At 73.0% G+C, this 17,761-nt stretch carries 15 protein-coding genes; 9 read left to right on the top strand and 6 right to left on the bottom strand.

What is annotated here, in order from left to right; translation table 11 throughout:
* Positions 1-309 precede the first annotated feature (309 nt).
* Positions 310-1,662, top strand: coding sequence for a hypothetical protein (locus ACIBK9_RS26305; protein WP_397161677.1), 1,353 nt, complete (start codon positions 310-312; stop codon positions 1,660-1,662).
* Positions 1,663-1,687: 25 nt separating this feature from the next.
* Here ACIBK9_RS26305 and ACIBK9_RS26300 read toward each other — a convergent pair whose 3' ends face one another.
* Complete coding sequence (locus ACIBK9_RS26300) at positions 1,688-4,018, bottom strand: helicase-associated domain-containing protein (protein ID WP_397161676.1); 2,331 nt, start codon at positions 4,016-4,018, stop codon at positions 1,688-1,690.
* Between the two features lie 45 nt (positions 4,019-4,063).
* Between ACIBK9_RS26300 and ACIBK9_RS26295 the strand changes: the two genes are divergently transcribed.
* Positions 4,064-4,711, top strand: a complete 648-nt coding sequence (locus ACIBK9_RS26295) for a hypothetical protein (protein ID WP_397161675.1) — start codon at positions 4,064-4,066, stop codon at positions 4,709-4,711.
* On the opposite strand, the gene ACIBK9_RS26290 is transcribed toward ACIBK9_RS26295, so the two are convergent.
* Together ACIBK9_RS26290 and ACIBK9_RS26285 are read right to left on the bottom strand one after the other, a co-directional pair.
* On the bottom strand, positions 4,704-5,321 hold the full coding sequence (locus ACIBK9_RS26290) for a TetR/AcrR family transcriptional regulator (protein ID WP_397161674.1): 618 nt from the start codon (positions 5,319-5,321) through the stop codon (positions 4,704-4,706). The genes ACIBK9_RS26295 and ACIBK9_RS26290 overlap by 8 nt on opposite strands.
* 34 nt (positions 5,322-5,355) lie before the next feature.
* Positions 5,356-5,745, bottom strand: a complete 390-nt coding sequence (locus ACIBK9_RS26285; RefSeq protein WP_397161673.1) for a hypothetical protein — start codon at positions 5,743-5,745, stop codon at positions 5,356-5,358.
* Positions 5,746-5,857: 112 nt separating this feature from the next.
* Between ACIBK9_RS26285 and ACIBK9_RS26280 the strand changes: the two genes are divergently transcribed.
* Together ACIBK9_RS26280 and ACIBK9_RS26275 are read left to right on the top strand one after the other, a co-directional pair.
* Positions 5,858-6,466, top strand: coding sequence for an HAD family hydrolase (locus ACIBK9_RS26280; protein WP_397161672.1), 609 nt, complete (start codon positions 5,858-5,860; stop codon positions 6,464-6,466).
* 90 nt (positions 6,467-6,556) lie between these two features.
* Positions 6,557-6,952, top strand: a complete 396-nt coding sequence (locus ACIBK9_RS26275; protein WP_352320910.1) for a cold-shock protein — start codon at positions 6,557-6,559, stop codon at positions 6,950-6,952.
* Here the strand turns inward: ACIBK9_RS26275 and ACIBK9_RS26270 are convergent.
* The gene (locus ACIBK9_RS26270; protein ID WP_397161671.1) at positions 6,949-8,457 is read right to left on the bottom strand and encodes an MFS transporter; all 1,509 of its coding nucleotides are present in this window, start codon (positions 8,455-8,457) and stop codon (positions 6,949-6,951) included. The two genes, ACIBK9_RS26275 and ACIBK9_RS26270, sit on opposite strands and share 4 nt — an antisense overlap.
* A gap of 125 nt (positions 8,458-8,582) precedes the next feature.
* Here ACIBK9_RS26270 and ACIBK9_RS26265 point away from each other — a divergent pair, with 125 nt between their 5' ends.
* Positions 8,583-9,383, top strand: coding sequence for a DUF3027 domain-containing protein (locus tag ACIBK9_RS26265; RefSeq protein WP_387681305.1), 801 nt, complete (start codon positions 8,583-8,585; stop codon positions 9,381-9,383).
* Positions 9,384-9,477: 94 nt separating this feature from the next.
* Entirely contained in the window at positions 9,478-12,510 is a 3,033-nt protein-coding gene (locus ACIBK9_RS26260) for a sacsin N-terminal ATP-binding-like domain-containing protein (protein ID WP_397161670.1), read from the top strand.
* Between the two features lie 95 nt (positions 12,511-12,605).
* Here ACIBK9_RS26260 and ACIBK9_RS26255 read toward each other — a convergent pair whose 3' ends face one another.
* Both ACIBK9_RS26255 and ACIBK9_RS26250 read right to left on the bottom strand, forming a co-directional pair.
* Positions 12,606-14,066 (bottom strand): alpha/beta hydrolase, encoded by a 1,461-nt coding sequence (locus ACIBK9_RS26255; protein WP_397161669.1) that lies wholly within the window; start codon positions 14,064-14,066, stop codon positions 12,606-12,608.
* 92 nt (positions 14,067-14,158) lie between these two features.
* The gene (locus tag ACIBK9_RS26250; protein ID WP_358298770.1) at positions 14,159-14,371 is read right to left on the bottom strand and encodes a DUF2530 domain-containing protein; all 213 of its coding nucleotides are present in this window, start codon (positions 14,369-14,371) and stop codon (positions 14,159-14,161) included.
* Between the two features lie 154 nt (positions 14,372-14,525).
* On the opposite strand from ACIBK9_RS26250, the gene ACIBK9_RS26245 reads away from it, so the two are divergent.
* From ACIBK9_RS26245 to ACIBK9_RS26235, 3 genes are all read left to right on the top strand, one after another.
* Complete coding sequence (locus tag ACIBK9_RS26245) at positions 14,526-15,899, top strand: NCS2 family permease (RefSeq protein WP_397161668.1); 1,374 nt, start codon at positions 14,526-14,528, stop codon at positions 15,897-15,899.
* Positions 15,900-16,024: 125 nt separating this feature from the next.
* Positions 16,025-16,471, top strand: coding sequence for a MarR family transcriptional regulator (locus ACIBK9_RS26240; protein ID WP_357696577.1), 447 nt, complete (start codon positions 16,025-16,027; stop codon positions 16,469-16,471).
* Positions 16,472-16,527: 56 nt separating this feature from the next.
* Positions 16,528-17,736 carry an MFS transporter gene (locus ACIBK9_RS26235; protein WP_397161667.1) on the top strand — a complete coding sequence of 403 codons (1,209 nt, stop codon included), beginning with the start codon at positions 16,528-16,530 and terminating at the stop codon, positions 17,734-17,736.
* Positions 17,737-17,761 lie beyond the last annotated feature (25 nt).

The following is a 17,761-nucleotide window of genomic DNA, read 5'->3' as shown; positions in this document are numbered from 1 at the left end:
CCTAGAAGGTCATTCGAGTTTTCGGGTGGCGCTAGATCGTGTATTGGTGGGATAACTAGGGTTCCGTGCTACCAGATGGCCTGTCGCGGTTCTTGTCACCGGCCCGTCGCCCAGAGCAATGGAGGACATGATCGACATGCGCGCGCCGGCGGCCGTGGCCGCGAGCTTCGCGAGGAATGCCTGGTCAGAACGGTGGCTGCCGGGCGGCGCACGGTCAATCCATAAGCCGGGGAAACAAGTCGCCGGACAAAAAAGTTCGCGAAAGACATTTTCCACAGTCAACGTCCCAGTCAGGCCCGAGGTGACTTCGTGATCGACACGCCTGAAGCAGGCGAGAGCGACCTCGACGACAAAACGCTCACCGAGCTTGTCATCGCCATCAACGAGCAGCTCCGGCCTCTGGTCGTCCCGGTGGCCCGCGACCTCGACCGGCGCGCGGCCGACACCCTGCTGCGCTCCTACCTGGAGCCCGCCGGCTTCGCCGACGCGGTGCGTCGGCTGTCCATGCGGCATCTGCTCGTCCTGGTGGGGGAGGCGGACCTGGGCAAGCGGCTCGGCGCCATCGCCCTGCTGTCGCGCATGTCGCTGGCCGAGGGCAGGATCACCGTGCTCTCGCCGGCCGGCAGCGCCGCCGACCTGCTCGCCAGGACCGAGTACGGGCCGGGGCGGGCGTACCTGCTGCACGACTGGATCGCCGGCAGCACCGACCCCAGCGAGCTGCTCGACCTGGCCCGCAAGCTCGCCGAGCTGGGGTCGTACCTGGTGATCACCCGGAACGGCGTCCCGTCGCAGGCGGTCGAGGTGGAGCAGCCGTGGTGCGCGCCCGACCCCGGCGAGCTGTTCGATCTGTACCTGAGCGCGTTCGGCGGCCGGAGCGCCCCGGCCGGGGCCGCCACCGCCCGGGTCCGCGCGCTGGCGCTGCGCACGCCCGCCGAGGTCGTCCGCCTGGCCACGCGCCTGGTGCGGGACGACGAGCCCGCGGGCGAGGAGGTGGCCGCCTGGTTCGACACCAAGCCGCCGATGCGCGAGGTGCGGGCGGTGGCGGCGCTCGCGTTCGCGCACGGGCTGCCCGAGCCGGAGTTCGCCCGCCGGCTGGCCGCGTTCGAGCGGAGCCGGGAGACCCACGAGCCGGGGCCGGGGCCGACCGGCGCGCCGCACCCGCTGATCGCCGTGCACGACGGTCTGGTCGTCTTCCGCGTTCCGGGCCACCGCGCCCAGGTGCTCGGCGAGCTGGTCGCCCGGTACGGCTACTGGTTGTGGCAGCCGCTGCGCGAGTGGGTGCGCTCGCTGGCCCTCCAGGGGGACGACGTGCGCGCGCGGGCGGCCGAGGGCGTGGCGTTGCTGGCCGCCTGGTCGTTCAGGGAGGCGCGGCAGGAGTTCCTGGAGGTGTGGGCCCGGGGGCGGGCGGGCGAACGGCTGGCGGCGGGCGGTGCGCTGTCGTACATGTGCGCCGACGACGCCCTCGCCCCCGAGGCCCTGCGCCTGGCGCTCACCTGGGCCCGCGACCCGGCCGACCCGCGGGCGGCCGCGGCGGTCGCCGGGCTGTGCGGCGGGCTGTCCCTGCGCTACCCGGCCGACGCGGCGGCCCAGCTGCGCCGCCTGGCCGCCGGGGACGGCCCCGCGGCCCGGCTCGCGGCCCACGCGCTCACCCGCCACCCCTGACCCGGACGCGGGCCGGGAAGGCGGATCAGAGGCCCGCGACCCCGGTGATGCGATGGAGGGCGAAACGGTGGACGGCCGCCCTGGTCTCGTCGTACGCGGTCAGGTAGCCGCCCTCCATCCGGGCTGGCTCCAGGATGCGCGAGGTGGCGTTGCCCTGCGAGTCGAGGTAACCGATCCACACCCGTACGCCCTGCTTGATGGCGTCCTGGAGGGCCGAGATCGTGGCGGTGGCGGGGCCCCGGGGCACCGCGCCGCCCGGGGCGTCGACCGGCTCGCGGCGTGCCAGGTGAGCGGCGTCGCCCGCGCGCAGCGCGCGGACGGCCGCCGAGGCCACCTCGGGATCGAGCCCGCTGACCGAGGCCACGGCGCGTACGGGCGCCACCCCCTCGGTGCGCCTGCTGTCGAGCTGGGAGATGATCACGTCGCCGTCGAGCGACTCGGCGACCGGCGCGTACCCCATGGCCCGCAGCGAGTCCACCAGCGCCGCCCTGGACGAGCGCGAGGCGATCACCGTGGGGGCCAGCCGGCGCAGGCGCAGCGCGGCGGCGCGGCGGTCGGCGGTGATCTGGTCGAGCAGCGCCGGATCGTCGCACCGGACGTAGGCGCTGGCCGTGCCCACCCGGATCCGCCCGTGCCGCCGGGCCACGTCCGTCACCAGGTACGACAGGGCCTGCGGCACCGGCGTGGCCGAATGGCGGGCCAGCATCGCCAGCAGCTCCTCGCCGCCGTGCCCGGCATCGAGCGCCCGCCGGATCGAGCCCTCGCCGAACCGGTAGACGGTCGCCCCGCCCTTGGACTCGACGTCGGCGGTGAGCGTCATCCAGCGGTTGAGCTCGCTGGTCAGCGGCCCGGGGGCGACGGCGGTGAGGTCGGCCTGCAGCAGCACGTGGTCGACCGGCTCGGGCAGCAGCGGCGCGAGCAGGCCGGCCGCGTCGCCGCCGTCGAGCAGCGCCCGTCCGTGGCCGGACAGCGTGCCGAGCCCGGTCACGCCGATCTGCTCGGCCTCGCGCAGCGCGAACTCGGTGAGCTGCTCGCGCAGCGGCCCGCGCCGGCGCGGCTGCTCCCAGGCCAGGCGTTCGAGCACCGAGTCGCGGTCGGGCGCGAGGCCAGGCGCGGCGGCCAGCACGCCGAGGGCCGCCGTGCGCACCCCCGGTGCGGAGGCCCGGCGCAGGTCGGTGTGCAGGGCGTTGAGCGGCCGGTCGCGGTCGTCGCGCTCGCCGACCAGGCCGGGCACGCGGTCCATGTGCAGCCAGGCCGCGGCGAGCGTCACCCAGCGGTCGGCGGTGGCCCTGACCCGCCACAGGTCGTAGCCGGAGGTCGGCAGCCACTCGCCGTCGACGCCGCCGCCCGCGGCGACCAGCCCCGCCGCGTGCGCCACCTCGACGACCAGCGCCGCCGCCCATTCGGGCAGGTCGAGGTCGGTCGCGGTGCGCTTCATGTCGCGTACGCCGAGCCCGCCGGTGCGCAGCACCCCCGGCGGATCGATGCTCCACCGCTCGCACAGCTCCTCCACGGACCTGACGAACGAGAACGCCTGGCCCGCCGCCGTGCGGTCGGCCAGCTGGCGGTCGCGCGCGGCCCCGCCCAGCGCGGGCGGCACGGCGAGCAGGTCGCGGTGGACGCGCCCGCCGCGCAGGTGCAGGCCCACCTCGCGGGGCAGCGTCACGCTCTCCTCGCCGGTGGCCGCGAGCAGCCCGCGCGCCAGCAGCTCCTCGATGGGCGAACGGGCCGAGGCCACGCGCACCTCGCGCCTGGCGTTGGGCACCCGTCCGGTCGGCGGCCCCCACACGAGCTGGTCGAGCGCGCCCCTGGCCTCGGGCGAGACCGCCGCCACCAGGGCGTCGGGCGCGGACAGCGCGGCGGCCAGCCGCTCCTTGCCTGGCCCGTCGGTGCCGGGGGCGACGTCGTCGGCCATCTCGTCGAGCTGCTCGGGCGGGTGGTGCCGGAACACGTCGACGACCCTGGGGCCGAGCCCGGCGGGCTCCTCCAGGACCTTGCGCACGCCCGGCCCGAGGTCGAGCGCGTTGTCGGGGCCGAAGACCAGCGCCAGGTCACGCAGCCGGTCGAGGGCCGCGGTCAGCGCGGGCTCGGGTCTGCCCGCCGCCAGCGCCCGCCCGATCAGGCCGCGCAGCGCCGCCTTCGTCACCGGCCCGTCCTGTACGGCCAGCGTCTCGACGACGGCCAGCGTGAACCGGTCGAGCCGGTCGAGCACCCTGCCGATCGCCGAAGGGCTGGCGGCCCGCGCGGCCAGCCCTTCCAGATGCGCGGGCACCGGAGTGATCAACTCAGGCCGCGCGGAGACGAGCGCCCGAAGCTGTTCGTCGGTGCGCCCCCTGATCCACTCCGTGAACTCCATCGTTGCCATGGTATGTCCCGCCTGATCGGGGCAGCATTGCCAGACGTGATAGAGCGCGCGGACCAAATGGTGCTGAACTACGTCAGCAGGGCGGCCGACGCGGCGCACGGCGTGCTCAGGCCCGACCAGCGGCTCGACTTCGCCCGGCGGCTGCGGGCCAGGATCGAGGCGGAGCGGCGGGGCAGCCAGGACGCCCGGGACGTCGCCAAGGTGCTGACGCGCTTCGGCGACCCGGTGGCCCTGGTGGAACGCGAGGCCCGCCGCCTGGCCAACCCAGCCGCGGCCCCCACCGTCGGACCGTCCGCCGACCGGCCCACCGAACTCACCGGGAGCGTGGTCAGGGGGCGGCCGCGCGACCTCGCCGCCCTCGTGGTGCTGGCGCTGGCCGCGCTGCTGGTGCCGGTGGGGCTGCCGGCCGTGGCGATCTTCCAGGTGCCGGTGCTGGTGTGGGCGGCGGGGGCGGCGGCCGTGCTGTTCAGCGACACGTGGACGGCGGGCGACAAGCTGGCCGGGGCCGGGGCGCCGCTGTTCGGCTACACGGTCGGCGGCGTGCTCGTCGGGGGGTTCCAGGCGGCCGAGCCGGGGCCGGCGGCGTTCGTCGCCCGGTTCTTCGAGGTCAGCGGGGTCATGTTCATGATCGGTACGGCCCTGGGCGTCGCCTGGCTGGCCTACCGGCTGCTCGACGTCAGCTGACCGGCGCGGGGCTGGGGAGCAGCCCGACGGCCAGACGTACCCAGGCGGCGACGAACTGGTCCTTCTCCGCGTGGCCCGGCAGCTCGCCCACGGTCTCCTGGAACAGCCGGTAGTGGACCACCGAGCCGCCGAGCACCGCGGCGATGCCCGTCCAGTCGACCTTGACGTCGGCGTACTCGGGCTGGGCGCGGAACCAGGTGGTGATCGCGTCGAACATGGGTTGCAGCAGCCCCTCGCGGACCACCGCGACCAGCTCGGGGAACTGGCTCAGGTCCCGGAAGAACACCCGGGTGAGCTCCGACTCCTCCCGCACCTTGGCCAGGCCCGCCCGGCACAGCAGCGACAGGCGGTCCTCCAGGCCGGCGGCGGCCTCCATGGTGCTCAGCTCGGCCAGGCTCTCGGCGACCTGGCTCCTGGTGCGGGCGGCATGCTCGTTGATCGCCGCCGCGAGCACCTCGTACTTGGACTTGAAGTGCCTGTAGAGCCCGCCCGCGCCGGGGGAGAGCCCTGAGGCGGCCTCGATCTCGGCCACGGAGGTGGCGGCGTAGCCACGCTCGGCGAACAGCCGCAGGGCCTCGTCGATGATCCGCTCACGGGTCGATCTGGTCATGTCTGTGCAGATACCTCCGCAACGAGAGTAGTCGTCAGGCCGCGGTGCGCCTGACCAGGCCCGCCACCGCCGAACCGGCCACGAGCCACACCAGCGCGGCCAGCCCGTCGTTGACGAGCGTGGTCCAGCGCGGGTCGGCGAGCTGGAACAGGTCGGCCAGGCCCAGCGAGAGCCCAGAGGCCAGCGACTCGACGAGCTGGTACCAGCCGTTGGCCGGATTGGCCCGGAACACCGTGAAGACGCCGTGCAGCGCCAAGGAGAGCGCCGCCAGCCTGGACGCGAGCCGCACCGCGTACGCCACGAGCGACACGGCCCGCCGCCAGGCCGTCACCGGCGTGCCGCGCGGCCGGGCGGGCCGATGGGGACGGGGAGCGGCGGCGACGAGCCGGTCTTCCGCGCCGGGCGTGCGGGGGGTCTCTGACACGGTCACTCCTCTCCGATAAGTAATTCCTTTCTGCCCATTCCCAGAGTCCCACAACAAGGGTCGTTACCGACGTGGATGCGGCGTTTGGCATCCTGCACGGGTGACTACCTCAGTGGGTTTCGACCTGGACATGACATTGGCCGACACGCGATCAGGCATCGCGGCCGTTTACGACGAGCTGTCAAGCCGTTTGGGCGTGCACATCGACAGCGGTGAGATCGTCACCCGGCTGGGGCCGCCGCTGGAGTACGAGCTGGCCAACTGGATGCCGGCGGAGGCCATTCCCGCGGCCGCCGAGCTGTTCCGGGAGATCTATCCCGCGGTGGGCGTTCCGGTGCACACCGCGATGGCGGGCGCGTACGAGGCCATCGCCGCCGTACGGGCCCGCGGCGGCCGGGTGATCGTGGTGACGGGCAAGAACCCGCGCGACGCCGCCGGCACCGTCGAACTGCTCGGGCTGGCCGTGGACGAAGTGGTCGGATCGGTGTTCGGAGCCGCCAAGGGAACGGCACTCGCGCGCTTCGGCGCGGCGGCTTATGTTGGTGACCATGTCGCCGACATCGAGGCGGCACGCGCGGGCGGCGCCATGAGCGTGACCGTCGCGACGGGCCCTTACACGGTGGGAGAGCTGCGTGAGCACGGAGCCGATGTGGCGCTCGCCGACCTGACCGAATTCGCCGACTGGTTCGCCGGATGGCGTGCGCGCGACGAACTACGGTAATTGCCGGGCATTTTCCCGGTCGCCTCCGCGCGCTTCGGGGCATAACCTACATCCATTCATCCTTTTCGACTGTTTGAACGAGGTCCTCCTGTGCCGAGTGGCAAGGTCAAGTGGTACGACGCCGACAAGGGTTTCGGCTTCCTCACCCGTGACGACGGCGGTGAGGTCTTCGTGCATTCCTCCGCGCTTCCCACAAACGCCGGCCCGCTCAAACCAGGCCAGAAGGTGGAGTTCGGCGTGGCCGAGGGCCGCCGGGGCCAGCAGGCGCTGTCGGTCCGGATCCTGGACCAGCCGCCGACCCTGGCCAAGACGAAGCCCAAGGGCAAGCGGAAGACGCCCGACGAGATGGTCGTCATCGTCGAAGACCTGATCAAGCTGCTCGACGGCGTCTCCACCTCCTACCAGCGGGGCAAGCACCCCGAGGCGGCGCACGCCAAGAAGATCGCCCAGGTGCTCAGGGCCGTCGCGGACGACCTCGACGCCTAACCGCCCGGGTTCGTCAGGGGTTTGGTGCGGTCGAGGGTCTCGGTCCGTTGCTGATCGGGGTCCTCGGCCCGCTGCCTGGCCAGCTTGACCTCGGCCGCCCGCACCCGTCCCCGCCTGGTGACCAGCAGCCAGCCGAGCGCGCCGGTCAGCGCGACCGCCGGCGCGACGAAGCCGGCCAGGGAGCTGCGGGTCAGCGACAACACCAGCCCGAGCAGGCCGCCGAACACCCAGGCGAACTGCAGCACCGCCTCCACCACCCCGAACGTGGACGAGCGCACCTCCTCGCCGATCTCCCGCTGCACGATCGCGTCGAGCGCGAGCTTGCCCAGCTCCTGGGCGAACGCGGTGACCAGCGAGACCGCCAGCGCGGTCCACAGGCCGAACAGGACGGCCGTGGCGATCGTGGTCGCGGCCGTCACCGCCAGCGTGACCAGCACGATCACCTGGGGGGAGTGGTTGCGCGTCCAGTTGGCGACCGCGGCCCCGGCCAGGCCGCCCAGCCCGGCGGCCAGGGCGAGCAGCGCGATCGTCCTCGGCACGTCGAAGAACGAGGCGGCCGCCGCCGGCGCGGCCAGCCACGGCACCGCTTTGTCCTGGACCAGGAAGAGCAGGAAGAACACCAGGAAACCGGAGAAGATCCGGAGCGCCACGTTCGCCCAGACCGCCTCGGCCACGGCCGGGCCCACCTTGAGCAGGGTGCGCCAGCGCGGCGCCACGCCCTCCTCCTCCTGGTCGGGCGAGTCGACGTGCCGCGGCAGGCGTACGGCGGCGACGCCGAGCAGCAGGAAGGCCGGCATGGCCACGCGCAGCACCACGGCGCTGCCCAGCCACGCGGTCAGGCCCGCCCCGACCGGCACCGCCACCCCGGCCGCCACCAGCGTGAACAGCGCCACCCGCGCGTTGGCCGAGACCAGGGTGATGTCGGCGGGCAGCACGCTCGGCATGATCGCCGCCCTGGACACGTTGTACGCCTTCGACAACACCAGCACGCCCAGCGCGCCGATGAACAGCGTCGGCAGGTCGCCCGCCCCCACGGCGGCGGCCATGGCGAAGCAGAGCAGCCCCCGGCCGAACAGCGTGCCGGCCATCACGTACCGGCGCCCCGACCTGAACCGGTCGAGGATCGGCCCCACGAACGGCGCGAGCAGCCCGAACGGCAACATCGTGATGACCAGGTAGAGCGCGACCGACCCGCGCGCCTCGCCGACCGGCACGCCGAAGAACACCGTGCTGGCCAGGGCCACCGTGACCAGCGCGTCGGCGGCGCTGTTGCCGGCCGACAGCTCGATCAGCCGGCCGAGCCCGGTACGGCCCGCGCCGCCCGCGTACGTCAGCTTCCTGGTCGCCCTGCCCGCCTTGCGCGCCCCCCTGGCGGTGGCGCGGCCGGCCCGGACGGCGCCGCTCGCGGTGGCCCGGCCCGCGCGCACACCGGCGCGTCCCGCGCCGCCGATGGCCTGGCCCATCCGCCGCGAGATGTCCCGAGCCTGCTCCCAGCCACCCCCCACGCCTATCAGTCTTACCCGATTCACCCCTCTTCTCAGCTTCGGATCGGCGGTTGTGGGTCTGCCAGGTCCGCCTATGGGTGAGAATGAAGTGTGAGCGAACAGCACCTTCAGGCGGAGGCGGCCCGATGAGCCGCACCCGGGCCCGCGTCCCCGCTCCCGACCAGGCCTGCGTCGCCGCAGTCGATCTGGCGCGCGCCGCGGCGCAGGAGCTGGCGCACCCGGGCGAGGCCGGCGAGCACCTCGGCTTCGAGAGCGAGGGCGACCGGATCGTCACCCACTACTTCGCCTGCCTCGATCGGGCCTATCGCGGCTGGCGGTGGGCCGTCACGGTCACCCGCGCCTCGCGCGCGAAGAAGGTCACGGTCAGCGAGGCCGTGCTGCTGCCCGGCTCGGGGGCGCTGCTCGCCCCCGAGTGGCTGCCGTGGAGCGAGCGGCTGCGGCCGGGCGACCTGGGCGTCGGCGACCTGCTGCCGACCCCCGACGACGACGACAGGCTGGCGCCCGGTTTCACCGAGCTCGACGAAGATGCCGACCGTCAGATGGTTTTCGAGTACGGCCTGGGCCGAGCCCGTGTGCTCTCGGCCATCGGCAGAGACCGGGCTGCCAGACGCTGGCACGCGGGCGAGCACGGGCCGCACACTCCGATCGCACACGCCGCGCCCGCGCAGTGTTCCACCTGCGGGTTCTACTGGCTGCTCTCCGGTGAGCTGCGGCTGTCGTTCGGCGTCTGCGCCAACGAGTACGCCCCCGACGACGGCAAGGTCGTCGCCGCCGACCACGGCTGCGGCGCCCACTCGGAGGCGGCCGTGCTGCCCCCGCCGGTCGAGCAGGCCATCCCGATCCTCGACGACCTGGGTTACGACCTGATCGAGGAGGAAGAGGGCTCGGTGGACGGATCCGCCACCGAGGAGCTCGGCCACTCCTGACCGGAGCACGGGCGCGAGCGCGGGCACGGCGGTTTCGTCGGTCAGGGGGGCTAACCTACCCTGGCCCCTCTTCACTCGACCAGGATCGTGATCGATGACCGACACCTTTGGCACTGACCGGATGCGAGCCGCCGTCCTCTCCGCCTGGACGGCCTCGCCCGCCCGCTTCCGCGAGGACGCCAACGCCGAGGAGGACTTCGCGCTCGGCGGCTACCGCGACCGGCTGATCGTCGAGCTCGCCCAGAACGCCGCCGACGCGGCGCTGCGCGCGGGGGTGCCAGGGGTGTTGCGGCTGACGTTGCGCGGCGACGTGCTGACGGCCGCCAACACCGGCGCCCCGCTCGACGCGACCGGCGTTGAGGGCCTGTCCACGTTGCGCGTGTCGGGCAAGCGCGACGAGATCGGCGCGGCCGGCCGGTTCGGCGTGGGCTTCGCGGCCGTCGTCTCCGTCTGCGACGAGCCGGCCATCGGCTCGCGCGGCGGCGGCTCGGTGCGCTGGTCGCGGGCCGGCACGTCCGAGCTGGTCGCGGGCATCCCTGTGCTGGCGGGCGAGCTGGCCGACCGGGCGGGCCACGTGCCGCTGCTCAGGCTGCCGTTCGACGCGCCGCCGCTGGAGGTGCCTGACGGGTTCGACACGCTCGTCCGGCTGCCGCTGCGCGACGCCGCGGCGGTCGACGCCGTCCGCGTCATGCTGGCCGAGACCAGCCCGGCGCTGCTGCTCGGCCTGCCCGCGCTGGAGGCCATCGAGATCGACCTCGACGGCGCCACCCGGACGGTCGTGGCCGACGGCTGGCACGTCGTGTCGGACTCCGGCGAGTTCACCCCCGACGAGGTCGCCAGGCTGTTCGCCGACCGGCCCACCGAGGAGCGGGCGCGGCCCTTCTGGTCGCTACGCTGGGCGGTGCCCGTCACCGGCACCGGCGAGCCCGGCCCGCTGCCCGCCGCCGTACCGCCCGTCGTGCACGCCCCGACGCCGAGCGACGAGCCCGTCGACCTGCCCGCGCTGCTGATCGCGTCCTTCCCGATGGCCACCGACCGGCGGCACGTCGCCAAGGGGCCGCTCACCGACTTCCTGGTCGAGCGGGCGGCCGACGCCTACGTCCGGCTGCTGGGCGAGCTGCCTCGCACGTCCAGGCTGCTCGACCTGGTGCCGTCGCTCATGGGCAAGGGCGAGCTCGACGCGCGCGTCCGGCGGGCCGTGCTCGAACGCCTGCCGTCCGCGCCGCTGCTGCCCGCGTTGTCGGCGCCCGCGCCCGCGGTCCAGACGCCGTCCTTCGCCGAGGCCGAGGTCTACGAGCCCGACGCCGAGTGGCGGGTCGAGCATCCGGCGCGCGAGCCCGAGGGCGACGGCTGGGTGGTCGCGGGCCGGGAGGCGGCCGTCGTGGCCGGGGCCACCGCCGAGCTGCTCGACACCGTGGCCGATTTCGTGCCGGGGCTGCTGCCCGCCGGATGGCCGGCCAGGCATCCGGCCATGGTCGCCCTGGGCGTGCGCCGGGTGGAGCTGGCCGACGTGGTCGACCTGCTGTCCGGGGAGGCCGTGGAGGCGCGTGAGCCGTCCTGGTGGCGCTCCCTGTACGCGGTGCTGCCCGCCGACGACCCCGAGTCGCTGGGCGCGCTGCCGGTGCCGCTGACCGACGGCCGCGTGGTGCGCGGCCCGCGCGGCACGCTGATCCTCACCGACGGCGGCGCCGACCTCGACCTCACCCCGCTCGGGCTGCGCATCGTGCATCCGGAGGCGGCCCATCCGGCGCTGCTGCGGCTGGGCGCCGCCGAGGCCACCCCGCGCACGGTGCTCGAAGACCCGCTGACCAAGGCGGCCGTCGCGCAGTCGCTCGACAGCGCCGACCCCGAGCCGGTCGCGCGGGCGGTGTTGTCGCTGGTGGCGGCGTCCGGGCTGGTTCCCGGCGAGGCGCCGTGGCTGGCCGAGCTGGCGCTGCGCGGCGCCGACGGCGAGCTCTACGCGGCCGGTGAGCTGATGCTCGCCGACGGCGCCCTGGCCGGGCTGCTGGCCCCCGACACCCACCTCGGCGTGGCCGCGCCCGAGCTGGAGGAGACCTACGGGGCGCGGGTGCTGGCGGCGGCGGGCGTGCTCGACGGGTTCGCCGTCGCCCACGACTCCGACGTGCTGCTCGACCCCGACGACTGCGACCACGACCTCGACGGCGAGACCGACTGGCTCGACCACGTGCTCGACCTGCTGCCCGACCTCGCGGTGCCGCCGGTGGTGGCCGAGTTCGCGGCGGTGCGCGACCTTGAGCTGGTGGCCGACTGGGAAGCCGCGCTGCCGCTGCTGACCCGGCCGCCGCTGCGGGCCGCGCTGCACCCGCTGCGCGTCGAGGGCGTGGAGGTGCCCTCCTACACCGCGTGGTGGCTGGCCAACCATCCGGTGCTCGGCGGCCGCAAGCCGCTTGAGCTGCGGCTGCCCGGCGCCGACCCGCTGCTGCAGGGCCTCTACGCCGACGCGCCGGCCGGGCTCGACGAGGCGGCGCTGTCGATGCTCGGCGTGCGCACCACGCTCGCCGAGCTGCTGGCCGCCCACGGCGGCCCGGAGGAGCTGCTGGAGCTGATGGCCGACCCGGCGATCGAGGTCGACCGGGCGCAGCTGCGGGCGTTGTGGATCGCGCTGGCCGCCGTCGATCCGGCCCGGGTCGAGCCGCCCTCGCGGGTGCGCGCGGTGCTCGGCGGCGAGATCGTGGTGGCCGCCGCTGAGGACGCCGTGGTGGTCGAGGCCCCCGACCTGCTGCAGCTCGTCACCGACCGGCCGCTGGTGCTGGCCTCCTACGACCTGGCCGAGGCGCTGTCGGAGCTGCTCGACCTGCCGCTGGCCGGTGAGCTGGCCAGCGGCGAGGTGACCTCGCAGGGCGAGGTGCGCGCGGTGCCGCCGCAGGTGCGCTCGCTGCTGCCCACTGCGCCCGAGACGTACGTCGAGCACGAGAAGCTGCTGGTCGACGGCGTCGCCTGCACGTGGCGGTTCTTCGAGGGCGCGGTCCACTGCACCGGCGTCGACGGGCTGGCCCGCGGGCTGGCCTGGGCCACGGGCCAGTGGAACGACCGGCTGGCCGTGGCCGCGCTGCTGCGCGACCCGGAGGCGGTGCCGCTGCTGCTGGCCGAGGCCGACCTGTCCTGAGACCGGCGGGCCGCCTCCCGTCGCGGGGGCGGCCCGCCGCGGTCAGGCCGCGGTCAGGCCGCGCAGGTGGCGCCCGCCCCCGGTCCCATCCCCGGTCAGGCCGCGCAGGTGGTGCCGGGCGCCGGCACCTTTCCGTTCAGCAGGTACGCGTCCACCGTGCGCGTCACGCAGCCGTCGCCGCTCAGGTAGGCGCCGTGGCCCTCGCCCTCGTACGTCATGAGCACGCCGGTCTTGAGCTTGGCGTTGAGCGCGGTGGCCCACTCGTACGGCGTGGCCGGGTCGCCCTTGCCGCCGATGACCACGATGGGCGCCGAGCCGGTGGCGTCGATGCGCTTGGCCGCGTCGTCGCCGGGGGTGGGCCAGTGGCCGCAGGCAGTGGCGGTGCCGTCCGCCGACAGGATGGGGAAGATCTTCTTGATCTTGTCGTCCACCCGGGCCATGTCGGCGGCGGTCGGGCGTTCGGTGGTGTCGGCGCAGGTGATGGCCTGCAGGCTGGTCATCATGGTGGAGTAGGTGCCGTCGGGCCGCCGTCCGGTGTAGGCGTCGGCCAGGGCGAGCAGGGTGGCGCCGTCGCCCTTGATCCCGGCCGCGGCGGCCTGCTCCAGCACCGGCCAGGCGGACTTGGCGTACAGCGGGGTGATGACGGCGAGCTGGGCCAGGCCGTAGGTGAGCTGCCGGTCGCCGACCTTGAGCGGCTTGCTCCTGAGCCCGTCGAGCAGCTTCTCGACGGCGCTCTTCACGGCGGCCGGGTCCTGGCCGAGGTCGCAGGTCTGGGCCACGCAGTCCTTGGCGAACGCCTCGAAGGCGTGGGCGAAGCCGGTGGCCTGGGTGACGGCGCGCTGCTCGAAGGTGACCGTGGGGTCGAAGGCGCCGTCGAGGACGAAACGGCCGACGTTCGCGGGGAAGCGGGTGGCGTAGACGGCGCCGAGGTGGGTGCCGTAGGAGAAGCCGAAGTAGTTGAGCCGCCGGTCGCCGAGCGCGGCCCTGATGCGGTCGAGGTCCTGGGCGGCGTTCACGGTGCCCACGTGGGGCAGGATCTTGCCCGAGTCCTTCTCGCAGGCGGCGGCGAACTTCTTCGACATGGCCTCGCCGTCGGCCCCCGCGGGCGCGGCGAGGAGGGCGTCGAGCTCGCCGCCGCACCTGACGCCCGCGCTGCGGTCGACGCCGCGAGGGTCGAAGCTGACGAGGTCGTAGCGGGTGCCCAGGCTGCCGAACGCCTTCGCGGCCTGGGCCAGCGTGTCGACGCCCGACCCGCCGGGCCCGCCGAAGTTGAAGACCAGCGAGCCGAGCGGGTCGCCGTTGGCCTTGATCCGGATCAGCGCCAGGTCGATCTTCTGGCCGCCGGGATTGTCGTAGTCGAGCGGCACCGGTACGGTCCCGCACTGGACGGCCTCGTCCTTCGGCAGCGGCTTGCCGTCGGGCCCGGTCAGCCCGGTGCACGGGCTCCAGGCGACGGTGCCCTTGCCGGGCCCGGCCTGCTTCGCGGGCTCACCTGTGGTGCCGCAACCGGCGAGGACGGCGGCGCCCAGCAGGATCGTCAACATCGCCTTCTTCATGCTGACCAGCCTGCCGGGACGGTGTCCGCCCAGGTAGTGGAGGGAGACATGGGTTCCTGATGACTTCGGAGATGTCCGGAAGATGATGAATGTCAACCCCGGCGCGGGCGGCTGACGAACCACATGCCGAAGAGGCCGAAGCCGACCCCGGTGGCGCAGGTCCAGATCCACCACGTGTTCTCGGGGGCCGGGCGGAAGATCAGCAGGACGATCAGGGCGACGGCCCACAGGGCGGTGCCGGCCCCGACGGCGGCCGTGTCGTTGGTCTTGATCGGCTCGGGATCGGGGCGCCACTGCTGCTTCACGTGTCCAGCCTAGCTTCCAATCGGGTCTCGATCCGATTGCGGACACTTTTCCCAGCTCACCACTACTGTCACTCTTCGGCGCGTGAGTGACATACGTAATGCAATAGACCGTTTCTTCGCAATCTCTGAACGAGGCTCCACGGTCTCCCGTGAGGTGCGCGGCGGCCTGGCCACGTTCTTCACGATGGCCTACATCGTGGTGCTGAACCCGATCATCCTCGCCTACGGCAAGGACATCGAGGGCCAGGTCATCGGTGACGGCACGACCCCGCAGGTGCCGCTGGTCGCCGCGGGCACGGCGTTCGTGGCCGGCGTCCTGACGATCATCATGGGCCTGGTCGGCCGGGTGCCGTTCGCGATGGCCGCCGGGCTCGGGCTGAACGCCTTCGTGACCTTCAACATCGCCACGATGATGACCTGGGAGGAGGCCATGGGCCTGGTCTTCCTCGAAGGCGTCATCATCGCGATCCTGGTGCTGACGGGCCTGCGGACGGCGGTGTTCCGCGCCATCCCGGCCCAGCTCAAGACCGCCATCAGCGTCGGCATCGGCCTGTTCATCGCGCTGATCGGCTTCGTGGACGCCGGTTTCGTGCGCAAGGCCGCGGGCACGCCGCTGGAACTGGGCATCGGCGGCCAGCTCACCTCCTGGCCGGTGCTCGTGTTCATCGTGGGCCTGCTGGCCACGGCCGCCATGGTGGCGCGGAAGGTCAAGGGCGCGATCCTGATCGGCATCGTCGGCTCGACCGTGCTGGCGATCGTCGTCCAGGCGGTCACCAAGGTGGGGGCGGCCGGGCCCAAGAACGCCGGCGGCTGGCAGCTCAACGTCCCCGCCCTGCCCTCGGCCGACAAGATCTTCGGGTTCCACAACCCGCTGACGCTGTTCACGGAGTTCGACCCGATCGGCGCCTTCAGCCGGATCTCCGTGCTGCTGGCCGTGCTGTTCGTGTTCACCCTGCTCATCACCGACTTCTTCGACACGATGGGCACGATCGTCGGCGTCGGCCGCCAGGCGGGCCTGGTGCAGGCCGACGGCACGCTGCCGCGGACCAGGGAGATCCTGCTCGTCGACTCGATCGCCGCGGCGGCGGGCGGCGCCGGCTCGGTCTCGTCGAACACCACCTACATCGAGTCGGCCGCCGGCGTCGGGGAGGGCGCGCGGACCGGTCTGGCCAGCGTGGTCACCGGTGCGCTGTTCCTGATCGCCATCTTCTTCGCGCCGCTGGTCGCCGTGGTGCCCTACGAGGCCGCCACGCCCGCGCTGGTCGTCGTCGGCTTCCTCATGATGACCGCCATCCGCGACATCGACTGGGACGACTACGAGATCGCCATCCCGGCCTTCCTCACCATCGTCGTCATGCCGTTCACCTACTCCATCTCGAACGGCATCGGCGCCGGCTTCATCAGCTACGTGCTGGTCAAGGTCGTGCGGGGCAAGGCGCGCGAGGTCCACCCGCTCATGTGGGGCGTCACCGCGCTGTTCGTCCTGTACTTTGCGATCGGCCCGATCCGGGCCGCGATCGGTCTCTGACCTCGACGTCCAGGAGCCGCCCCGCGCATGTGGGGCGGCTTCGGGGTATCAAGGAGTGAGACGAACCTGACCTAGGGAAATATCTTGCCTTCGCATATAGTTAGCAAAGGTAATGAGACGTGCTAATGAACAACCAGCCCAAGATGGACCTGCGCAGCGACGCGGGCCTGGCCTCAGCCCTGCGCGTGTCGATGGCAAGGCTGACCAGGCGACTCCGGCGTCAGGCGGCGGCGCACTCGCTGACGCCCACCCAGTTCGCGACGCTCGCCGCCGTGGAACGGCATTCCGGGATAACCCCCGGCGAATTGGCCGAGCTAGAGAAGGTGCAACCGCCCTCGATGACGCGCGTGATCGCCGCGCTAGAGGAACGCGGCCTGGTCGCACGCACCCCGCACCCGACCGACCGGCGTCAGGTGACCGTGACCGTGACCGAGGCCGCCCAGACGTTGCTGAAGGAGGAACGCCGCCGCAAGGAGGCGTGGCTGACACAGCGGCTGAAGGAGCTCTCGCCGGAGGAGCGGTCGATCCTGCGGCAGGCGGCGCCGATCCTGGAGAAGCTCAGCAAGATATAGAGCCTGAGCAACCCAAGACCGGGATGTTCCGGTCGCTCAAGGTTCGCAACTATCGCATGTTCGCGGCAGGTGGCGCCGTCTCCAACGTCGGCACCTGGCTGCAGCGCACCGCCCAGGACTGGCTGGTGCTCGACCTGACCAAGGGCCCGCACGGCGCGGGCGGCAGCGCGGCGGCCCTCGGCCTGGCGACCGCCCTGCAGTTCCTGCCGATGTTGTTGTTCGGGCTCTTCGGCGGCGTGCTCGCCGACCGGTACCCCAAGCGGCCCATCCTCATCGCCGCCCAGTCGATGATGGCGGTGCTCGCGCTCACCATCGGCGTGCTGACCATGACCGGCGCCGCGCAGGTGTGGCACGTGTTCGTGATGGCGTTCCTGCTCGGCCTGATCTCCTGCGTCGAGGTGCCGACCAGGCAGGCGTTCGTGGTCGAGATGGTCGGACGGCAGGACCTGCCCAACGCCATCGCCCTGAACAGCTCCATCTTCAACCTCGCCCGCGTGGTGGGCCCCGCGCTGGCCGGCATCCTGATCTCCATGCTGGGCGGCACCGGACCGATCTTCCTGATCAACGCGCTCACCTTCGGCGCGGTGATCTCCAGCCTGGTCTTCATGCGGAAGTCCGAGCTCAACCTGTCCGAGCCGGTGCCCAGGGCCAAGGGCCAGCTCAGGGAGGGCCTGCGGTACGTGCTGCGGCGCGAGGAGCTCCTCATGCCGATACTGCTGATCGCCTTCGTGTCGATGTTCTCGCAGTCGTTCTCGATGTCGATCGCGCTGATGGCCCGCGAGGTGTTCGGCGCCGGGGCGTCGTCGTTCGGGCTGGCCTCCAGCATGTTCGCGGTGGGCGCGCTGGGCGGCGCGCTGCTGGCGGCGCGGCGGGCCAGACTCTCGCGCAAGGTGCTCTTCTCCGGGGCGATCGGGTTCGGGCTGTTCCAGGTGCTGACCGGGCTGGCCCCCTTCTACCCGGTCTATCTGCTGCTACTCGTCCCGACCGGCATCGCGTTGATCACCATCAACACGGCCGCGAACGCCAGCGTGCAGATCGCCACGTCCCCCGAGATGCGGGGCCGGGTCATGGGCATCTACATGCTGGTCTTCACCGGGGGAGCGCCCATCGGGGCGCCGCTGATCGGGTGGCTGTCGGAAGTGGGCGGGCCGCGCACGGGCGTGCTGCTGTCGGGCGTGCTCGTCCTGGTGGGCACCGGGCTCGCGGTGATGGTGACCAAGCTGATCGGCAACCGGATGGCCAGGCCGGCGCTGGCGATGGCGTGATCCGTCCCCGTCCGGGGACAATCGC

This window comes from Nonomuraea sp. NPDC050227 (assembly GCF_044459705.1).
In the GTDB taxonomy this organism is placed as follows: Bacteria; Actinomycetota; Actinomycetes; order Streptosporangiales; family Streptosporangiaceae; genus Nonomuraea.
This window is presented reverse-complemented; position numbering and strand designations above follow the sequence as displayed.

Excerpts from the sequence above, each read along its gene's own strand:
- ACIBK9_RS26265 (WP_387681305.1), top strand. The coding sequence starts at position 8,583 with ATGAGCCGCACCCGGGCCCGCGTCCCCGCTCCCGACCAGGCCTGCGTC.
- ACIBK9_RS26260 (WP_397161670.1), top strand. The coding sequence starts at position 9,478 with ATGACCGACACCTTTGGCACTGACCGGATGCGAGCCGCCGTCCTCTCC.
- ACIBK9_RS26240 (WP_357696577.1), top strand. The coding sequence starts at position 16,025 with ATGAACAACCAGCCCAAGATGGACCTGCGCAGCGACGCGGGCCTGGCC.
- ACIBK9_RS26255 (WP_397161669.1), bottom strand. The coding sequence starts at position 14,066 with ATGAAGAAGGCGATGTTGACGATCCTGCTGGGCGCCGCCGTCCTCGCC.
- ACIBK9_RS26235 (WP_397161667.1), top strand. The coding sequence starts at position 16,528 with ATGTTCGCGGCAGGTGGCGCCGTCTCCAACGTCGGCACCTGGCTGCAG.
- ACIBK9_RS26300 (WP_397161676.1), bottom strand. The coding sequence starts at position 4,018 with ATGGAGTTCACGGAGTGGATCAGGGGGCGCACCGACGAACAGCTTCGG.
- ACIBK9_RS26290 (WP_397161674.1), bottom strand. The coding sequence starts at position 5,321 with ATGACCAGATCGACCCGTGAGCGGATCATCGACGAGGCCCTGCGGCTG.